The organism is Achromobacter mucicolens, assembly GCF_902859725.1.
In the GTDB taxonomy this organism is placed as follows: domain Bacteria; phylum Pseudomonadota; class Gammaproteobacteria; order Burkholderiales; family Burkholderiaceae_B; genus Achromobacter; species Achromobacter mucicolens.
The window spans coordinates 10955-28392 of the sequence record NZ_CADIJP010000033.1; the positions used below are offsets into that span (position 1 = coordinate 10955).

Consider the following 17438-nt stretch of genomic DNA (forward strand, 5'->3'; position numbering starts at 1 on the left):
AAGATGACGACGGGGGGGGCCGCCTAGGCAAGTCCGGAGCGAAGGCTCCGGACCGCAATCGTGGCCCCGCGCGCCCCGGGCCGCCGCCGTGCCGGACGCCCCAAGAACCCCTATACCCGCAGCCCGACGCAAACTCCATAAACCCGAAATAACCCTCAAAGCACCCGCAAAATCGCCTCTCTAGCCTGATGCGACAGTTCCAATCGTGTCGGCAACGACCCATCCGGATGCCGCGCCGCCAGCGGAGGCAGGAATACCACTTCGACTGCCAATCCTGTAACGCCCAGCACGCGCCAGAGGTTCGCCACCAGCGACTCCTCGCCCACGAAGGCCGCGTAGCCGCTGCGTTTGCCGTGCTGCATGAAGCGCAGCGCCACGGGTTGGATTTCCACCGCGGCTGCGCGAGCCGGTTCGAACAGGCTGGCGTGGAAATGAAGCAGTTCAAAGCCTTCGCTCGTGGTGCCTTCGGGAAACAGGCCGACCGCGTCGCCCTGTTTGAAGCGATCCTGCATCGACTCGCCCATCGCGTGGACCGCGTGGCGTTGGCCGCGTTCGATGAAGAGCGTGCCGGCGCCGGCGACCAGCCAGCCGATCACCGGCCAGGAGCGGATCTCGCTCTTGGCCACGAATGACGTCGCTCGCGCCGAGTTAAGTACGAAGATATCGACCCAGGACACGTGGTTCGCCACCAGCAGCACCGGGCCTTCCAGGCGCGGCTCGCCCTTCAGGATCACCTCCAGGCCGCAGGCTGCCATCAGCCAGCGCGACCAGCGGCGGTTTAGCCGCGCGCGGGCGGCGGGGCGCATCAGGGGGAAGACCAGGCCCACGCAAAGCAGGCCGAAAATGATCAGGGGCAGGACAAGGCTCAGCCGTAGGACAAAGCGCAGCAGCTTCAAACTGGAGTCTCCCAGGCCGGTTGGCCACCAACCACGGTGGCTCGTACTCGACCGGGCAGCATCATACCTGCGAAAGGTGTATGGACGCCCCGGCTTTGCAGCGCCGCGGGCATCACCATCCATTCCGCGTCCAGGTCCGCCAGACACAGGTCCGCCGGCGCATCCACGCCCAGATGGCCGCACCGGCCGAGCTGCGGCGCGACGGCGGCGAGCACCGCGGCCGGGCCGGACGTCACGCGCGCCAGGGCGTCGCCGATGGGACGGCGGCTGTCGCGCGCCCATTTCAAGGCCAGCGACAAGAGCAGTTCGAGCCCCGTCGCGCCCGGCGTGGACGCCGGGAACGGTTCTGCCTTGCCCCGGGCGTCAACCGGCGTGTGATCCGAGCACAGCGCGTCGATCACGCAGTCAGCCAACGCCGACTGGATCGCGTCGCGGTCGCGCTGCCCCCGCAGCGGCGGCGTCAGATGGTGATTCGTGTCGAAGAAGCCGATGTCCACGTCGGTCAGCAGCAGGCTGTTCACCGACACGTCTGCCGTGACCGGCAAGCCTTCGCGGCGGGCCTTGCGCAGCAGGTCGATACCGGCGGCGCTCGACAGGCGCGCCAGGTGAATCCGCGCGCCCGTTGCGCGCTGCAATTCGAAGATCGTGTGCAGCGCCACGGTTTCCGCCTGGGCGGGCATCCCCTCCAGGCCCAGACGCTCCGCGTACGGACCGCTTGCCACCGACGTGCCGCGCGCCAGCCACGGATCCTGCGCTCGCAACCACAACGTCTGGCCCAGTCCGCTTGCGTATCGCATCGCCCCCCACAGCACGCGCGCGTCGGCCATGATGGACTCGCCTTGCGAAAAGGCGATGCAGCCTGCCCGTGCAAGCAGCGCCATTTCCGTCAACGTTTCGCCCGCAAGCCCCACGGTCATCGCGCCCAGCGGGTGGACGGCGCACTGCCCGGCCTGCGCGTGACGCATCAGCGCCTCGACCTTCGTGGGCTCATCCAGCGGGCTTTCCGCGTCCGGCGGCAGCACCAGGCGCGTCACGCCACCGGCCAGCGCCGCGCGCAACTCGGCGGGCGCGAATCCGGTGTGGCCCGACTGCGCGACGCGCGCGGACAGGTCGATCAGACCCGGCAGCACCGCCAGACCGCTGGCATCGATGCGGCGATCCGCCTGGAATCCGTCCGGCGCCACGCCGACCGCAATGATGCGGCCCGATGCGATGTAGAGATCGTGCTGACCGTCCACGCCATTTGCGGGGTCGATCAACCGGCCATTGGCAATGTGCAGTCTCATGGCGCCGCTCCGGCCAGCACGCGCAACACCGCCGTGCGCAGCGGTTGTTCAAGCGCCGCGACACCCGCCTCGGTGGGTTCAAGGCCGGCGGCGATGTCGCCGTCAACCTCCACGCCGGGCACCAGCCCGCCGGCAGGCAACAGCAGCACGTCCGGCTTGGCGGCCGTCAGCGCCGCGGCCGTCAGGCCATGCGTATGGGCGTACTCGCGCGCCGACGGAAGCTGCGCGCCGCTGAGGTCTTCGACATTCAAGGGAAACACGATCACCACGTCGGCGTCGCTCAGGCCTTCGAAGAGGGTGGCGCAGGCGCGCACGCCCAGTTGCGCAAGACCGTCGGGCAGCAGCGTGCGCGGCGCGGCGGCACGTACCTCGGGCACGCCCAGGGTCGTCAGAAGATGGATGATCGAACGCGCCACGCGCGAATGGCGGATATCGCCGACCAGCGTGACGACAAGGCTCGTGAGGTCGGGCTTAGCATCGCCGATGGCCTGCATCAGCGCCAGCGCCGGCACGGGATCGGCGTGCCGGCCGTCGCCCGCATTCAGGACGCGCAGGCCCGGCGCGGCATGGGCGGCGGCGCAATGCGCCGCGCCGCTTTGGGGATGACGCAGGACCAGCACGCCCGGCGCAAGGCCCGCCACCGTTTCGGCCAGCGCCTGCCCGGCTTGCGCGTCCAGCGGCACCGGCAGCATGGACAGGCTGGCCGCGGCCACGGCGTAGGCTTCGCGGTCGGCGGCATCCGTGTCGGGCAGGCAAAGAAACACCGGCATTTCCAGCGCGGCGGATGGCAGCGCATCGCTGGCGGCCGCGTGTCCGCGCGCTATCTCGAGCAGCCGCTCGACGTGACGGCGGGGCAGCCCTTCCGTGGTCAGCAGATGCGCGAGTTCGCCGCGGCGATCGAGTTGCGGATTGAGCATGGGCAAGACAAGCCGCGGCCGTCAGGCCGCGGGCAAGGCGTCAAGGTAGCGTTGCAGGATAACAGCCGCGGCCATCGCGTCATCCGCGGCATGCGTGCCGAGCAGGCGCTGGGCCTCCATGCTGGAGCCGCGTTCATCGACCAGTTCGACGGCGATGCCGAAGCGGCCGTGCAACTGGTTGGCGAAGCGCCGGCAGCGCGCCGTGGCGGGCTGTTCGCCACCCTCGGCGTCCAGCGCCAGCCCGACGACAACGCGGTGCGGCTGCCATTCCTGCAAGAGCGCCGCGATGCGGCCAAAGCGCGCGTCGCGGACCTCGCTGAATATGATTTCAAGCGGACGCGCCTGGCGCGTCAACGTATTGCCGATGGCAATGCCGATCTTCTTTTCGCCGAAATCGAAGGCAAGCAGGGTTTCTTCAGGCATGTCCAGCGTCGCCGGCCAGCATCACGGGATCGATGCCCAGCAGCTTGAGCGCGGCGGGATAGCGTTCCTCGGGCGGCACGTCGAAGATGATGTGCGCGTCCGCGCCCACGCTCAGCCAGGCATTCTGGCCCATCTCGCTTTCCAGCTGGCCCGCGCCCCAACCGGCGTAGCCCAGCGTCACAAGCATGCGCGCGGGGCCGTTGCCGTCGGCCACGGCCTGCAGCACGTCGCGCGATGTGGTCAGCGCCATGTCGCCCAGCTTGATGCTGGAACTGTAGTCGCCGGCCGGCGCGTGCAGCACGAAGCCGCGATCGGTCTGGACCGGTCCGCCAAAAAAGACGAACGTGTCCTTGACCGGTCCGATCTCGAGCGTCAGGTCGATGCGCTCGAACAGCGTGCCCAGCGTCAGGTCGGTGGGGCGGTTGATGACCAGCCCCAACGCGCCGCGGTCCGTGTGTTCGCACACGTAGATGACGGAACCCGCCAAGCTGCCCTCGACCATGCCCGGCATGGCGATCAGGAACTGGTTGGCGAAGTTGGCCGCCTGCGTCGCAGCGCTTTCGGTATGTTTTTCCGTCATGGCAACCCCTTCATGGGTAGTCTGTGAAAACCGTTCGGAGTGACTGCGCAGACGCAAACATCATGCCTGGCAGCCCTGCGGCGGTTACTAGGGATGGGGTATGCCCCATCTTACGAGCCTTGGCGGAATATGTGGGCGTGACGGCTTCAGATTTCCATCAGTTCGAAGTCCTCTTTGCGTGCGCCGCATTCGGGACAGACCCAGTTGGGCGGCACGTCTTCCCAGCGGGTGCCGGGAGCGATGCCTTCGTCGGGCAGGCCGGCCTCTTCGTCATAGACCCAGCCGCAAATCAAACACATCCAAGTACGCATAGTTCTCTCTTACATCAATTCCCCACCGGCATCCCCGCGGTGGGGCAAAGGTGAGGGGCTTCCATTAGAATGGGGACAATCTTACCGAAACCCAATAGGGGTTCCCCTGATTCATGCCAAATGAGCCGGGGCGCCCTCAATCAAGCGTTGTCACGTGGCCTCCGTAACTCCCCCTCTCGTTTTGGTCTTCGGCCCGTTCGATCCCTCCGGCTCGGATGGGTTGCCCGCGGACGCCGTCACCTGCGCCCGACTGGGCTGTCATGGCCTGGCGGCCGTGACCGCGCTGACCGTGCAGGACACCGCCGGCATCGAAGAAATCCACCCCGTTTCGCCCGACCTGCTGGACGACCAGGCGCGTTGCCTGCTCGAAGACATGTCGGTGCAGGCCATCAAGGTGGGCGGACTATACACCGCGGAAACGGCCAGCGTGGCGGCGCAGGTTGCCGCCGACTATAGCCAGGTGCCGCTCGTTCTGCACCTGGGCCAGCGCGCGCAGGTGCCCGCAAGCGCCGCCGACGAGGACGAAGCCGACGACCTCCTGGCCGCGACGCTGGAACTGGTACTGCCGCAGACGGACTTGCTGGTCATCGAACACCTGCGCCTTGCGCAGTGGCATGCCGACGGCGATATCGATATCGGGGACGCACCCACGCCCATGCACGCCCTGGTGGCGGCCGGCGCGGCGTGGGTCCTGGTGCTGGGCAGCCCCCAGCGTCCCGGTCACTTCGCCAACGTGCTGCTCGGCCCCGGCGGCCAGACGCACACCTGGCCCTGGCAGGCGCCGCCCGACCGCAACGGTGACGCCGGCGGCCTGGCTGCCACCGCCATCACCGCCATGCTGGCGCAGGGCCTGGAAATGCCCGAGGCCGTGCGCCAGGGCCTCGCCCACGCGGACGCGGCCGTGGCCGCCAGCTTCCTGCCGGGCATGGGCCGGCGCATTCCCAACCGGATCCTGCCCCAATGAAATCCTTGCGTTTCCCCACCGGCCTGTACGGCGTGACGCCTGAATGGGACGACACCGACCGCCTGCTGCAGGCCGTGCGCGATGCGGCTGCGGGCGGCATGCGCTCGCTGCAGTTGCGCCGCAAGAACGTGCCGGACGCAGTGCGCGCGGCGCAGGCCCGCGCCCTGGCGCCGCTGTGCCGTGAACTGGGCGTGGTGTTCCTCATCAATGACGACTGGCGCCTTGCGCTGGATGTCGGCGCCGACGGCGCCCACGTCGGCCGCGACGACGAAAGCCTGGCGCACATCCGCCGCGAGGCCGGCCCCGACCTGATCCTTGGCGGCTCCAGCTACGATGACCTGATGCGGGCACGTGAATTGCTCGACGCCGGCGCCGACTACATCGCCTTCGGAGCCATGTTCGCCTCCACGGTCAAACCCGACACGGTGCGCGCGCCGCTGTCCGTCCTGACCGAGGCCCGCCGCTTGGCCGATGAGCGCGACGCGCCCCGCCCCGCGGTGGTGGCCATCGGCGGCATTACCCCCGCCAACGCCCCGCTCGTGGCGCAGGCCGGGGCCGACGCCATCGCCGTCATCACGAGCCTGTTCGAGGCGCCCAGCATCCGGGCCGCGGCCGTGGCCTGCTCGGCGCCCTATTCCGCCAACTTCAACCGCAAGTCTTGATACCCATGTCCAGTAACGCTCAGCTTTTCGACCGCGCCTGCCGCAGCATCCCCGGCGGCGTCAATTCGCCGGTGCGCGCCTTCCGCTCCGTGGGCGGCACGCCGCGCTTCATCAAGCGTGCGCAGGGTCCGTACGTGTGGGACGCGGAAGACAAGCAGTACATCGATTACGTCGGCTCCTGGGGCCCGGCCATCCTGGGCCACTCGCACCCGGAAGTGGTGCGCGCGGTGCAGGAAGCGGCCGTCAACGGCCTGTCGTTCGGCGCGCCGACCGAAGCGGAAATCGAACTGGCCGAAGTGCTGATCTCGCGCCTGCCGTCGCTGGAACAGGTGCGCCTGGTCAGCTCGGGCACCGAAGCCACCATGACGGCCATCCGTCTGGCGCGCGGCGCCACCGGCCGCGCCAAGATCGTCAAGTTCGAAGGCTGCTATCACGGCCATTCGGACAGCCTGCTGGTCAAGGCCGGATCGGGGCTGCTGACCTTCGGCAATCCCAGCTCGGCCGGCGTGCCGCCTGAGTTCGTCTCGCACACGCTGACCCTGGAGTACAACAACCTGGACGCCGTGCGCGAAGCCTTCGCGCAGCACGGCGCGGACATCGCCTGCATCATCGTGGAGCCGGTCGCCGGCAACATGAACCTCATCAAGCCGGCGCCCGGCTTCCTGGAAGGCCTGCGCGAGGTCTGCACGCAGCACGGCGCGCTCTTGATCTTCGACGAGGTCATGACGGGCTTTCGCGTCGGACCGCAAGGCGTGCAGGGCCTGACCGGCGTCAAGCCAGACATCACCACGCTGGCCAAGGTGATCGGCGGCGGCATGCCGGTGGGCGCCTTCGGCGGCAGCGCCGAGGTCATGAAGCACATCGCGCCGCTGGGCGGCGTCTACCAGGCCGGCACGCTGTCGGGCAACCCGGTGGCCGTGGCCGCAGGTCTGGCCACGCTGCGCCTGATCGGCGCCCCGGGCTTCTACGAAAACCTGACGGCCCAGACCGCCAAGCTGGCGCAGGGCCTGCAAGAACGCGCCCGCAAGGCCGGCCTGCCGTTCTCGGCGGATTCGGTGGGCGGCATGTTCGGCATCTATTTCAGCGACAGCATCCCGGCCTCGTTCGCGCAGGTCTCCGCGTGCGACACGGCGGCGTTCAACCGCTTCTTCCATGCCATGCTGGACCACGGCGTGCATTTTGCGCCGTCCGCCTTCGAAGCGGGCTTCGTGTCGGCCACCCACGACGACGCCGTGATCCAGGCCACGCTGGATATCGCGGAAAAGGTTTTCGCGGGGCTGTAAGCGTCTGCGGAGCGGGCCTGGCGCCCGCTCCCTTCAAGGCGCCTTGTACTGCTCGTACAAGGCCGTCACATTCTTCACATAGGCCTGGGTTTCCGCGTAGGGCGGCACTGCGTCGTACTTGCGCACGGCGCCCTCGCCCGCGTTGTACGCGGCCAGCGCCAGATCCAGGCGGCCCGGATACCGGTCGATCAGCCGGCGCAAATGGCGCGATCCGGCCTGCACGTTGGTCGCCGGATCCACCAGCGCGCGTTCCACGTCGTCCACCGACAGCAACGGCGCGGCCGTCGCCGGCATCAACTGCATCAGTCCCAGCGCGCCCTTGGGCGAGCGGGCATCGCTGCGAAACCCTGATTCGATGGCAATGACCGCAGTCAGCAACGCCTGGTCGACGCCGGAATCCAATGCGGCGCGGGCGATCAGGTTGTCGTGCTTGGTCGTGGGCTTGACCGTGCTCCAGCGCAGGGGCGGTTCGGCCGCGGCCCGCGCCACCCGGCTCGCGCCGTCGCCGGCCTCGGGCTCACAGGTCAGGCACAGCGCCTGCACGCTGCCGCGCGCCGCCGTCCGTGCCTGCGCCCGCTTGTAGTATTTGCCGGTGCCGGTGGGCACTTTCATCGTGCGCCACACCCCGAACGGGTCCTTGTAGCGGTAGGTGTCGGCGGCCTGGACCGGCGCTGCGGCCGCCAGCGCCAGAGCACCCGTCGCCAGCGCCGCCATCCCGCCGGCGCGCGCCAGGATGGCGCGCGTGGCCGAAAGAATGGAAGTGGGCGGTTGGGACATGGGACGGGGCTCCGGCGGCGTCCTGAGACGCGTTGGCGAGCCCTAATGCTGCTTGCACCATCCCGGTCCTGTCTTTCCTGCCGATGATCTAGATCGCGGCAAGCCGCTGGTTTCCCAGGGAAAATCGGGGACATGACTAGGACATGCGGACGATAAATTTTGAGCGTTACAGGCCGGTAAAGATCGTCCTTGCAATGAATATGACGTAATATTTCGTTCAATTACCAAATGATTGAACCGGCCGTTCGTGCCGGAACCGGAGAGAGGGTGAAATGGGCGCAGAAAACATGCTCCAGCTGGTGCTGGATGCCGACACCAACGTCCTGACGGCGGTCTACACGCCGCCACCCCGTCCGGAACCCACCGAGGCCGCGCCCGTGCCCGCCGCGGCGCCCGCCCCTCAAGAGGGCGGCGAACAGCCGGAAGACCAGGACACCAGCGTCGCCCTCGCCGATGAAGCCGACGCCCCGCTCATCAACACGGACCTGCCGACCTGGGACGCCCTGGTCGCCGCCGCTGCCGCGCAGGGTTGGGGCCCCGAGGCGCTCGACAACCACGCCATCCTCGCCTTCATCGACCTGTGCCGCACGGCCGCCGAACCCGTGCAGAGCCCCGTCGGCCAGGTGGTTGACGGCAGCTTCGACATCGAACTGAACGCAACCCGCATGGCGGCAACCCTGACGCTGCATCCGCCCAAGGGCGGCAAGCCCGTCACGCTGGAAGCGGTCCGCCAGGCGCTGGCCGACCAGGGCATCGTGCACGGCGTGCTGGACAGCGCGCTGGCCGAGGCCGTGGCGCTTGGGCGTGCCGAGACCATCCTGGCCGCGCAAGGCACGCCGCCCACGCGTGGCACCCCCACCCGCTTCGAGAGCCTGCTCGACCGCCTGAAGCCGCGCGCCGAAGACATCGACGAACTGGCCCAGGTGGATTACCGGGACCTGGGCAGCCTCTTGCTCGTGTCGCCGGGCACGCCGCTCATGCGCCGCATTCCGCCGCTGCCCGGCGTGGACGGCACCAACGTGCTCGGCGAGCCGGTGATGCCCGAAGAGCTGCCCGACACGCCGTTCTCCAAGGAGCTGTCCGGCGTCGAAGTCGATCCCGAGAATCCCCTGCTGCTGCGCGCGGCCATCGCCGGCACCCCGACGATCATCACCCACGGCGTGCAGGTCAATCCGATGGTGGAGGTGGACGCCGTCAACCTGTCCACCGGCAACATCAACTTCGAAGGCTCCCTGCAAGTGCGCGGCGACATTGCCGCCACGATGGAAGTGCGCGTGACCGGCGACGTGGTCGTCAACGGCACCATCGAGGCCGCGCTGGTCGAGGCCGGCGGCAGCGTCACCGTCAAGGGCGGCATCATCGGCATGGCCGAAACCGTGCACGACGCCGCGGCCGCGCCGCGCACCGCGCACATCGTCTGCGGCGGCACGCTGCGCGCCAAATTCATCGAGAACGCCGTCATCAGCGCGGGCCAGGACATCGACGTCGAGCGCGAGATCCGTCAATGCAGCATTGCCGCCGGCGGCAGCGTGAACGTCGGCCCGCCCAACACGCAGCAAAGCGCCATCACGGGTGGCGAGACCCGCGCCCTGCTGGCGGTGCGCGCCGGCACCATCGGCTCGCCGGCAGGCATTCCGACGCTGGTGCAGGCGGGCCTGGATCCGCACGCGGACATCAAGCGCTCGGCGCTCACGCGCAAGCGCCTGAAGATGAACGAGGAAAAGGCCAAGCTGGAGCAGCTGCTGATGTTCCTGCAGGCCAATCCGCAACGGGCCACGGGCGACGTGGTCGAGCGCGCGCGCAACACGCACACCAAGCTCATCGGCGATCTGGCCGGGCTGGAAACCGAAGAGGCCCAGCTGGCGCGCGACCTGCTGCCCCAACAGAACGCCACCATCGCCGCCACGCGCCGCTTCTGTAGCGGCACGAAGATCCAGCTGGGCAACAAGATGCAGGAGTTCCTGGAAGACCAGGTGGGCGGCAAGGCCGGGCTGGAAGAAGGCGAGATCGTTATTCGCTAGGCGCCGTCGTCCGGCATCAGTTCCTTGAACCACACGCGCGGCGAGATGCCGCGGTCGGGGCCCAGGACCGAGAAGCCGCCGTCCACAGGAATGTCGACGCCGGTCATCCACGATGCCGCGTCCGAACAGGCAAAACACACCGCCGCGGCGATCTCCTCGCCGGAGCCTACGCGGCCCAGCGGGTGAAAATGCGCGCCCACGGCATCGGCCGCCTGGCGGGATCCGCCTGACAACTGTTCCACCGACGGCGACCACGTCCAGGCCGGCGACACCGCCAGCACGCGCACGCCCGACGGCGCCAGTTCCACCGCGAAATTCTTGGTGATCTGCAGCAGCGCGGCCTTGGACGCCGGGTACAGCGCCCGCCCGGCCGCACCGAATTTTCCGCCCGTGCTGCCCAGGTTCACCACCACGCCGCCGCGCGGCAGATGCACCGCGGCCATCTGCGTGAAGATGGCCGCCGACACCAGATTCGTGTCCAGCGTGCGATGCCACTCCTCGCGGGTCGACGCCAGCCCGCGGTCCGCATACTGGCAGGCATTGTTGACCAGAAAATCGAGCCGTCCAAAGCGCGCCAGCGCGGCATCGATGCACGCCTGGATCTGCGCGTCCTGTCCGATGTCGGTTTCGCAGAACAGCGCACGTTCGCCCAGCGCATGCGCCAGCGCCTGGCCCGCGTCGGCATTGCGGCCGACCAGCACGACGTTGGCGCCCGCCGCGGCAAAGCCGCGCGCGATGTCCGCGCCCAGCCCCTGGGTGCTGCCGGTGACGATGGCGGTCTTGCCCGCCAGGCCCGGGAAACCTGAAAAGTCCATGTGTGTTCCTTGTCAGTTGGGCGCGGCGGCCCAGCGCACCGCGTCAGCCACCGGCGCCGTCTGCGCGATCAGCCGCATGCTGGCCAGCGACGCCGCGTGCACCGCCGGGTCGGCAGACGCGCAGGCATCTTCGGCCACCATGACCGAAAAGCCGATATCGGCGGCATGACGCACCGTGCCTTCCACCACCGAATGCGTCGCCACGCCGGCCACCACCAGCCGGCGCGCGCCCAGCAGCCGCAGGGTTTCCTCCAGCGGCGTGCCATAGAACGCGCTGATGCGCGTGTGCTTGACCACGAATTCGCGCGCGCTGCCCGCCAGCGGCTGCAGCCCGTCATAGAACGCGCTGCCCCATTGCCCCTCCGGCACCGCCCCGATCCTGGCCACGTTGCGGAAGATATCGCAGTTGGGCAGCAGGTCCGCGTAGTCGGGCCGGAACGCGATGCGCACGTGCACGATGGGCAGCGCATGCAAGCGCGCGCCTTCCAGCAAGGCGGCGGCGTTGTCCAGCAGGCGCTGCCGCGCCCCGCTGTCGGCATCCAGCCCGACGCGGATCTTGCCATCCGCATGCAGCACATCGTTCTGATAGTGCAGCGCCAGCACCGCCACGTCCGCGCTCATCACACGAACACCTCGAACGCATCATGCGCATCGTCGCAGTTGACGAGATCCACGCGTTTCATGCGGATGCGCCAGCCGTCGCCCTCGGCGGCCAGCTTGTGGGTGTAGCGGCCGGCCAGCTGCCGCGGCTGGCGCTTGCGCCATTCGGTCATCTGAAAGACCGAATGCACGACCAGGTTGCCGCCGGCATCCACCCCCTCGACCTGCACGCCGCCCACCAGCCGCACAGTGCGCGTGGGCGGCTGCTGGGACCAGTTGCGCGGATGCTCCAGGCGCCGGATGCGCACATCGCGCAGCATGCGGTCCTCCCAGAACAGCGAGATGTAGTCGTACGGGCTTTCCTGGCCCGGCTTGCGCGGCATCCAGTACATGCCGTCTTCGGTCCACAGCGCCTGCCAGTCGTCATAGCGCCGCTCGTCCAGCAGCCGCGCCTCGCGGTACAGGAACTGGGCGATGCGGTGATAGGCATCGGCGGGCACATCGGCGGGCGCAAGGTTCGCGGTGCCGACGTCGAAATCCAGATCTAGCAGCATGCGCCGTCTCCCTTGGCCGCGGCAGCCGCGCCATTGCCGGCGCCCGCCTCCATGTAGGCTTTCCACGCGCGGAACTGGTTGCGCATGGGCAATTCGCTGGTGCCGTTCACGGACACCATGCCGTCGGCGTCGACGCGGTCGGTGCCGTGATAACGGTGCATGCTGACCCAGTCGCCGCCCCGCGTCGCGTTGCCTTCCTGGCAGCGGTTGTAGAGCTCGATGTCGTCCGGCATGACGTTGGACGACGGCGAATTGATCACGTTGGCATACAGCATCGCGCGCTTGAACACGCCCTCCGGCGCGCCCTTGCAGCGGAACGTCTGGATCTCGATCAGCGTGCGGTCCACGGCCACCGGCCGGATCACGCGGAACTGCTGGAACACCGTGTGAGGCGAGCCGCTGCCGTAGATCACCGTGTTGTGGCGGTTCATGCCCAGGATCTCGCGGGCGCGCTGTTCGCCATAGGCGGCGGTCAGCGACTCGAAGTGCGCGCGCGATACGGGATCGCGCTCGGCCGCGCCCGGATTGAAGATGCCCTCCATGTAGCCGTGGCCGTTGTCGTAGGCGCGCAGCTCCAGCTTTTCCCAGAATTCGTAGGGCTCGCCGTTGCCGTCCATGATGTGCAGTTCCAGCGGCATCTCGCCGATTTCCTTGGCCTCGTCGCGCGCCGCCGCATACGACGATTCATGCGTCACCCGCGCGTGCATCGTGTCGTGCAGGTTCTCGTAGAAGACCTTCCAGTTCGACCGCTGCATCACGCGGAAGACGCCGCCCGCCACTTCCACTTCGCCCACGGGCGAACGGTCGCACAGGTTGTCGATCGACGAGCGTACGCCCCCCAGGAAGTCCACCAGCGCCTGCCCCTCGGCGGCCTGGCTGGCGAACACGAAGCCGCGGTAGCTCTCCACCCGCGGCAGGCGCCGCATCGAGAACGACGGATCCGCCGGATCGTACGAGGTGCCTTCCAGGCCTTGCTTGAGCGGCACGCCCAGATGGCTGCCGTCCAGCTTGAACGTCCAGGCGTGATACGGACAGCGAAAGAACTTGCCGGCGCAACCTTCGCCGTCGGCCACCACCTTCGCGCCCTTGTGCGGGCAGCGGTTGTACAGCACATGCACGCGGCCGTCGGCGGCGCGCACCATCAGCACGTCCTGATCGCCCAGCCGCGTGGTGTGATAATCGCCCGTCTTGGGCACCTGGCTTTCGTGGCCCACGTAAATCCAGGCGCGGCCGTAGATGCGCTGCATCTCCAGATCGAAGATGGCCGGATCCGTGTACAGGTCCCGATGCACGCTGTCGCCGCGCACCAGGGCCGCAAGTTGTTCGTCGGTATAAGGCATGTCGTCTCCCTACTTGTTCTCGCTGTCCTTCCAGCGCGCCATCAGCGTGTTGGAAGGCAGCGTCTCGTCCAGCAGCTTGGCCGCCGTCTCGCGCCCGGCCGTCGGCAGGCCCTTGGGGTCCAGAAGGCCCACCTGAACCAGCACGCTGGCCTGATCCCAATAGATGTGCTCGTGATAGAGCTTGTCGCCGCGGAACTTCACGATGGCCACCAGCGGGATCTCCACGTACTTACCCGTGGGTGCGACGCCCGGCAGCATCCAGTCGATCTCGGTCGTGTGGGTAAAGCAGAACAGCAGTTCATCCACGATCTGCGTGGCGCCCACCGTGCGCGACAGCGGCACCAGCCGCGTATCGGGCGGGTTGCTGTTCACGAAGTGATGCTGGTAGAAGCGCGACAGCTCCTTGTGGCCCACGCCGCCCGTCATCGTCGGAATGTGGTTCACGTAGGGTTCGGCCACCATCGTCGCCATCGTCGCGGCCACGTCGCGCGTGCCGAATTCATATTCGCAATGCTTGTCCCACAGATACGAATAATCGAATTCCGGCCCGATCGTGCGCTGCAGCGCCGCCATGCTGCGCTGGTGTGCCATCAGCGCCGACGGCTTGTCGTAGTGATCGCCCCCGGTGCGGGCAAACGCATGGTCCACGCCCGGGTACACGTACAGCTCCACGCCCGGCTTGCCGCCCAACGCCTCCAGGATGCGCGCGCGCGCCTCGGGCGGACAGAAGCCGTCTTGCTCCGCAATGTGCAGCACCAGGCGCCCGCGCAGATTGGCGGCCTCTTCCAGGCTGTCCTCGATGCCCACGCCGTAGTAACCCACCGCCACATCCGCATCCGTGCGGCAGGCCGCAAGATAGGCCAACTTGCCGCCCAGGCAATAGCCCAGCACGCCCGCCCCGCCCTCCTGCTCGGGCAAATCGCGCAGCGCCGCGAGCGTCGACGCGATGTCCTTGATGCCCTCATCCACGTCAAAGCCCTTGTACAGCTCGAAGGCGCGCGGCATGTCGGCCGGGCCGTCCGTCAACTGGATGCCGGGCTGCTGGCGCCAGAACAGATCCGGCACCAGCACCACATACCCTTCCTCGGCCAGCAGCTGCGCGCTGCGCCGCATGAAATCGTTGACCCCGAAAATCTCCTGGCACAGCACCAGGCCCGGCCCGCGGCCCGAAGCCGGCACCGCCAGATAGGCGCCAAAGGACTTGCCATCGTGCGAGGCGATCGTCACCTCGCGCGTTGAAATGCGTTCTGTCATGCGTATCTCCTGTGTTGCGATGCCCGGCGGCCTACTTCATCTGGCACGCGGCGGCAAAGGGATCCTGGTATTGGGTCAGCACCGTGCCCGACAGCTTGTTCGACAGCTTGCCGCTGGCGTCCGCCTCGACCACGCGCAGGTAATAGTTCTGCACCGGATACTGGTTGCGGTTGAACTTGAAATCGCCCCGCACCGACTTGAAATCCGCGCGGCGCAGCGCCGGACGCAGCGACTCGGCATCCAGCTTGCCGCCCGTCTGGCGCACCGCGCTGTCCAGCAGCATCGCCGCGTCATAGCCCTGCGATGCATACAGCGACGGGCTGCGGTTGTACGTCTTCTTGAAATCCTCGACGAACTTGAGGTTGGCCGGATTGTCCAGCTCGGCCGCCCATTGCGCCGTGTTGCGCAGGCCCTTGATCGGCGCGCCCACTGCCGCGATCGTGTCCTCGTCACCCGAAAAGCCCGGCGCCAGCAGCGCGATGTCCTTGGACAGGCCCGCCCCATTGAACTGCTTGATGAAATTCACGCCCATGCCGCCCGGCAAAAAGAAGAACACCGCATCGGGCTTGCTGGCGCGCAGTTGCGTGATCTCCACGCCATAGTCCAGCTGGCCAAGCTGCGTATAGATTTCCTCTGCCACGCCGCCCTTGTACAACCGCTTGAAGCCGTTCAGCGACTCGCGTCCGCCTGGATAGTCCGGCGCGATCAGCGCCACGCGCTTGTAGCCCTGGTCGGCCGCGTACTTGCCCATCGCCGCCGGAATGTCCTCGTTCTGCCAGGCCACCGCGAAGAAATTCGGATTACAGCCCGCGCCCGCGTAATTCTCAGGCCCCGTATTCGTGCTCAGATAGATCGTGTCCGACTGCAGGATCGCCGGCATCACCGGCAGCAGCACATTCGAGAACACGATGCCCGTCATCACGTTCACACGGTCGCGCTTGAGCAGCCGTTCCACCGCCTGACGCCCCGTATCTGCCTTCTGCTGGTCGTCGGCCACCACCACTTCCGCCGTCAAACCGCCCAGCTTGCCACCCGTATGCTGCAGCGCCAGATTGAAGCCGTCCCGGATCTCGTTGCCCAACGCCGCGCCCGGCCCCGACAGCGTGGTCAGCAGCCCCACCTTCACCTTGTCCGCTGCCGACGCCACACCCGTCGCGCCCGCCACTGCCCCCAGACAAACCAGCGCCGCCAGCGCGCGCCGGCTCCATCGATTTCGATTCATGTGCCACCCCGTATTCGCCGCCAGCCGCGCTGGCGGAAAGCTGACAGAACCCGTCTGCCGTCGGTACACGCATGCCGCCGATCCAAGTCGCCCAGCTTACGCGCCGCGGCGTCTGCATTCCAACAGGCGCCAACCACCCTGCACGGCGCCTCCCGGCAAGATTAGGGCCGCGTCCACCCCAGCTCTATCCGAATACCGCCACCCTTATCCGGGATTCACTTAATTCCCAATGCGGCCCGATTACATTACGCTGCCCTCAGATACGGGATCGGTCCCGTCCCGGAGGCTTCCATGCACGGCTGGTCCCGAATCGAGCTGGCGCCCTTGTTGCAACGGCGCGTCTTCAGCTCCACGCAACAGGATGAGACCCGCGCGCGCGTGTCCGAAGCCCTGAAGGATCACCGTCTCACCTGGAAAGGCGGACGCGTCGATGCGGAGCTGAACCGGGGCCGATTCGGCTCGCTGACCGTCTGTACGTTGCGCTACGGCGCCGAAGTCCACATCGAACCCGACCGCCTGCAGGACTTCATGCTGGTCCAGGTGCCGCTACGCGGCCGCGCCCGCATCGAATGCGGCGACGAAGGCGTCAACGCCGACCCCGACTGCGCCGCCGTCATCGCCCCCAACCGCCGCCTGCGCCTGCACTGGGAGGCCGGCTGCGAACAACTGCTGCTCAAGATCCCAAGAGGCAAGCTGGAAGCCATGGGCCAACGCGCCTTCGGCGACGCCGCCGCAGGCCCCCTGGACTTCAGTCCCGCCCTGCGCCTGGACACCCCCATCGGCGCCGCCTGGCGCAGCATGATGACCAGCCTCATCCACCTGCTTCCCACCCTGGACGACGGCGCCCGCCGCCCACCCGCCGCGTGGCTGGAGCACTTGGAAGACACCCTGGTCCTGCACCTGCTCTACAACCAGCCCAACACCTGGCAAACCCACGCCGGCCAGCCCAACCCCGTACCGCGCCGCCTCAGCATCGCCGAGACCTACATGCGCGAACGCCTGGGCGCCCCCCTGACCCTGAACGACATCGCCCGCCACGCCGGCGCCAGCGCCACCGCGCTCACGCGGCTGTTTCAGGAACACCGGAACACCACGCCGATGAATGCGCTACGCGCATTCCGGCTGGACGCGGCGAGAACACGACTGAAGACCCAGCCGGACGCGAGCGTCACGGAAGTGGCGCTGAGCGTGGGGTTCGGGCATTTGGGACGGTTTTCGGAGTATTACCGGGAGCGTTTTGGAGAACTGCCGAGAGAAACGCGGCGCGCGGCGGGATGATGGAACGCGGTGTCTGACACCCGATTCAGTCTTACGCCCAGGCACGGGTGTCAGACACCCGATTCAGTCTTACGTGGCAAAAACAACGCACACCGCGAGCGCGCAGCGCACCCGTCAGCCGCAAGACACCGCGTAAGCCCCACCAGGCCGCCCGCGCGGCCTGTAGTGGTCTAATTTTGGTAGACACCCATTTAGGTTGAACCTAGGAGGTGAGTCATGACCAAGATAAAGCGGCGTGCCTTTACGGCTGAGTTC

Annotated in this window: 18 protein-coding genes; 5 read left to right on the forward strand and 13 right to left on the reverse strand. The window is 67.7% G+C overall.

Annotation, left to right across the window (positions count from 1 at the left end):
* Positions 1-155: 155 nt before the first annotated feature.
* The 6 genes from HV786_RS26380 to HV786_RS26405 form a co-directional block, all read right to left on the reverse strand.
* Entirely contained in the window at positions 156-896 is a 741-nt protein-coding gene (locus HV786_RS26380; RefSeq protein ID WP_128829885.1) for a lysophospholipid acyltransferase family protein, read from the reverse strand.
* Positions 893-2182, reverse strand: coding sequence for a dihydroorotase (locus tag HV786_RS26385; protein WP_175212053.1), 1290 nt, complete (start codon positions 2180-2182; stop codon positions 893-895). The genes HV786_RS26380 and HV786_RS26385 overlap by 4 nt, the downstream gene beginning before the upstream one ends.
* Complete coding sequence (locus tag HV786_RS26390) at positions 2179-3099, reverse strand: aspartate carbamoyltransferase (protein ID WP_175212054.1); 921 nt, start codon at positions 3097-3099, stop codon at positions 2179-2181. The genes HV786_RS26385 and HV786_RS26390 overlap by 4 nt, the downstream gene beginning before the upstream one ends.
* 21 nt (positions 3100-3120) lie before the next feature.
* A complete protein-coding gene (gene ruvX, locus HV786_RS26395; protein ID WP_056327418.1) occupies positions 3121-3522 on the reverse strand; it encodes a Holliday junction resolvase RuvX in 402 nt (133 codons plus the stop codon).
* Positions 3515-4102: a YqgE/AlgH family protein gene (locus tag HV786_RS26400; protein WP_128829875.1), complete on the reverse strand. Its 588-nt coding sequence runs from the start codon at positions 4100-4102 to the stop codon at positions 3515-3517. The genes ruvX and HV786_RS26400 overlap by 8 nt, the downstream gene beginning before the upstream one ends.
* 146 nt (positions 4103-4248) lie before the next feature.
* Positions 4249-4413 (reverse strand): rubredoxin, encoded by a 165-nt coding sequence (locus HV786_RS26405; protein WP_003814980.1) that lies wholly within the window; start codon positions 4411-4413, stop codon positions 4249-4251.
* Between the two features lie 154 nt (positions 4414-4567).
* Here HV786_RS26405 and HV786_RS26410 point away from each other — a divergent pair, with 154 nt between their 5' ends.
* Genes HV786_RS26410 through hemL form a run of 3 tightly spaced genes read left to right on the forward strand, consistent with a single transcriptional unit; the run spans position 4568 to position 7322 of the window.
* Positions 4568-5377, forward strand: coding sequence for a hydroxymethylpyrimidine/phosphomethylpyrimidine kinase (locus HV786_RS26410; protein ID WP_175212055.1), 810 nt, complete (start codon positions 4568-4570; stop codon positions 5375-5377).
* Positions 5374-6039, forward strand: a complete 666-nt coding sequence (gene thiE / locus HV786_RS26415) for a thiamine phosphate synthase (RefSeq protein ID WP_175212056.1) — start codon at positions 5374-5376, stop codon at positions 6037-6039. The genes HV786_RS26410 and thiE overlap by 4 nt, the downstream gene beginning before the upstream one ends.
* Before the next feature lie 5 nt (positions 6040-6044).
* Positions 6045-7322 (forward strand): glutamate-1-semialdehyde 2,1-aminomutase, encoded by a 1278-nt coding sequence (gene hemL / locus HV786_RS26420; RefSeq protein WP_128829874.1) that lies wholly within the window; start codon positions 6045-6047, stop codon positions 7320-7322.
* A gap of 33 nt (positions 7323-7355) precedes the next feature.
* On the opposite strand, the gene HV786_RS26425 is transcribed toward hemL, so the two are convergent.
* Positions 7356-8099 (reverse strand): lytic transglycosylase domain-containing protein, encoded by a 744-nt coding sequence (locus HV786_RS26425; protein WP_175212057.1) that lies wholly within the window; start codon positions 8097-8099, stop codon positions 7356-7358.
* A 272-nt stretch (positions 8100-8371) separates the two neighbouring features.
* Between HV786_RS26425 and HV786_RS26430 the strand changes: the two genes are divergently transcribed.
* Complete coding sequence (locus tag HV786_RS26430; RefSeq protein ID WP_175212058.1) at positions 8372-10120, forward strand: DUF342 domain-containing protein; 1749 nt, start codon at positions 8372-8374, stop codon at positions 10118-10120.
* On the opposite strand, the gene HV786_RS26435 is transcribed toward HV786_RS26430, so the two are convergent.
* The 6 genes from HV786_RS26435 to HV786_RS26460 are packed head-to-tail and all read right to left on the reverse strand — an operon-like array spanning position 10117 to position 15905.
* Positions 10117-10935 carry an SDR family oxidoreductase gene (locus HV786_RS26435; protein WP_128829873.1) on the reverse strand — a complete coding sequence of 273 codons (819 nt, stop codon included), beginning with the start codon at positions 10933-10935 and terminating at the stop codon, positions 10117-10119. The genes HV786_RS26430 and HV786_RS26435 overlap by 4 nt on opposite strands.
* Before the next feature lie 12 nt (positions 10936-10947).
* On the reverse strand, positions 10948-11556 hold the full coding sequence (locus tag HV786_RS26440) for a cysteine hydrolase family protein (protein ID WP_128829872.1): 609 nt from the start codon (positions 11554-11556) through the stop codon (positions 10948-10950).
* Positions 11556-12089 carry an aromatic-ring-hydroxylating dioxygenase subunit beta gene (locus tag HV786_RS26445; protein WP_128829871.1) on the reverse strand — a complete coding sequence of 178 codons (534 nt, stop codon included), beginning with the start codon at positions 12087-12089 and terminating at the stop codon, positions 11556-11558. The genes HV786_RS26440 and HV786_RS26445 overlap by 1 nt, the downstream gene beginning before the upstream one ends.
* Entirely contained in the window at positions 12080-13429 is a 1350-nt protein-coding gene (locus HV786_RS26450; RefSeq protein ID WP_128829870.1) for an aromatic ring-hydroxylating dioxygenase subunit alpha, read from the reverse strand. The genes HV786_RS26445 and HV786_RS26450 overlap by 10 nt, the downstream gene beginning before the upstream one ends.
* 9 nt (positions 13430-13438) lie before the next feature.
* Positions 13439-14683, reverse strand: a complete 1245-nt coding sequence (locus tag HV786_RS26455) for a dienelactone hydrolase family protein (protein ID WP_056327439.1) — start codon at positions 14681-14683, stop codon at positions 13439-13441.
* A 31-nt stretch (positions 14684-14714) separates the two neighbouring features.
* Positions 14715-15905, reverse strand: coding sequence for an ABC transporter substrate-binding protein (locus HV786_RS26460; protein WP_128829869.1), 1191 nt, complete (start codon positions 15903-15905; stop codon positions 14715-14717).
* A gap of 291 nt (positions 15906-16196) precedes the next feature.
* Here HV786_RS26460 and HV786_RS26465 point away from each other — a divergent pair, with 291 nt between their 5' ends.
* The gene (locus HV786_RS26465) at positions 16197-17183 is read left to right on the forward strand and encodes an AraC family transcriptional regulator (protein ID WP_128829868.1); all 987 of its coding nucleotides are present in this window, start codon (positions 16197-16199) and stop codon (positions 17181-17183) included.
* The last annotated feature ends 255 nt before the right edge of the window (positions 17184-17438 follow it).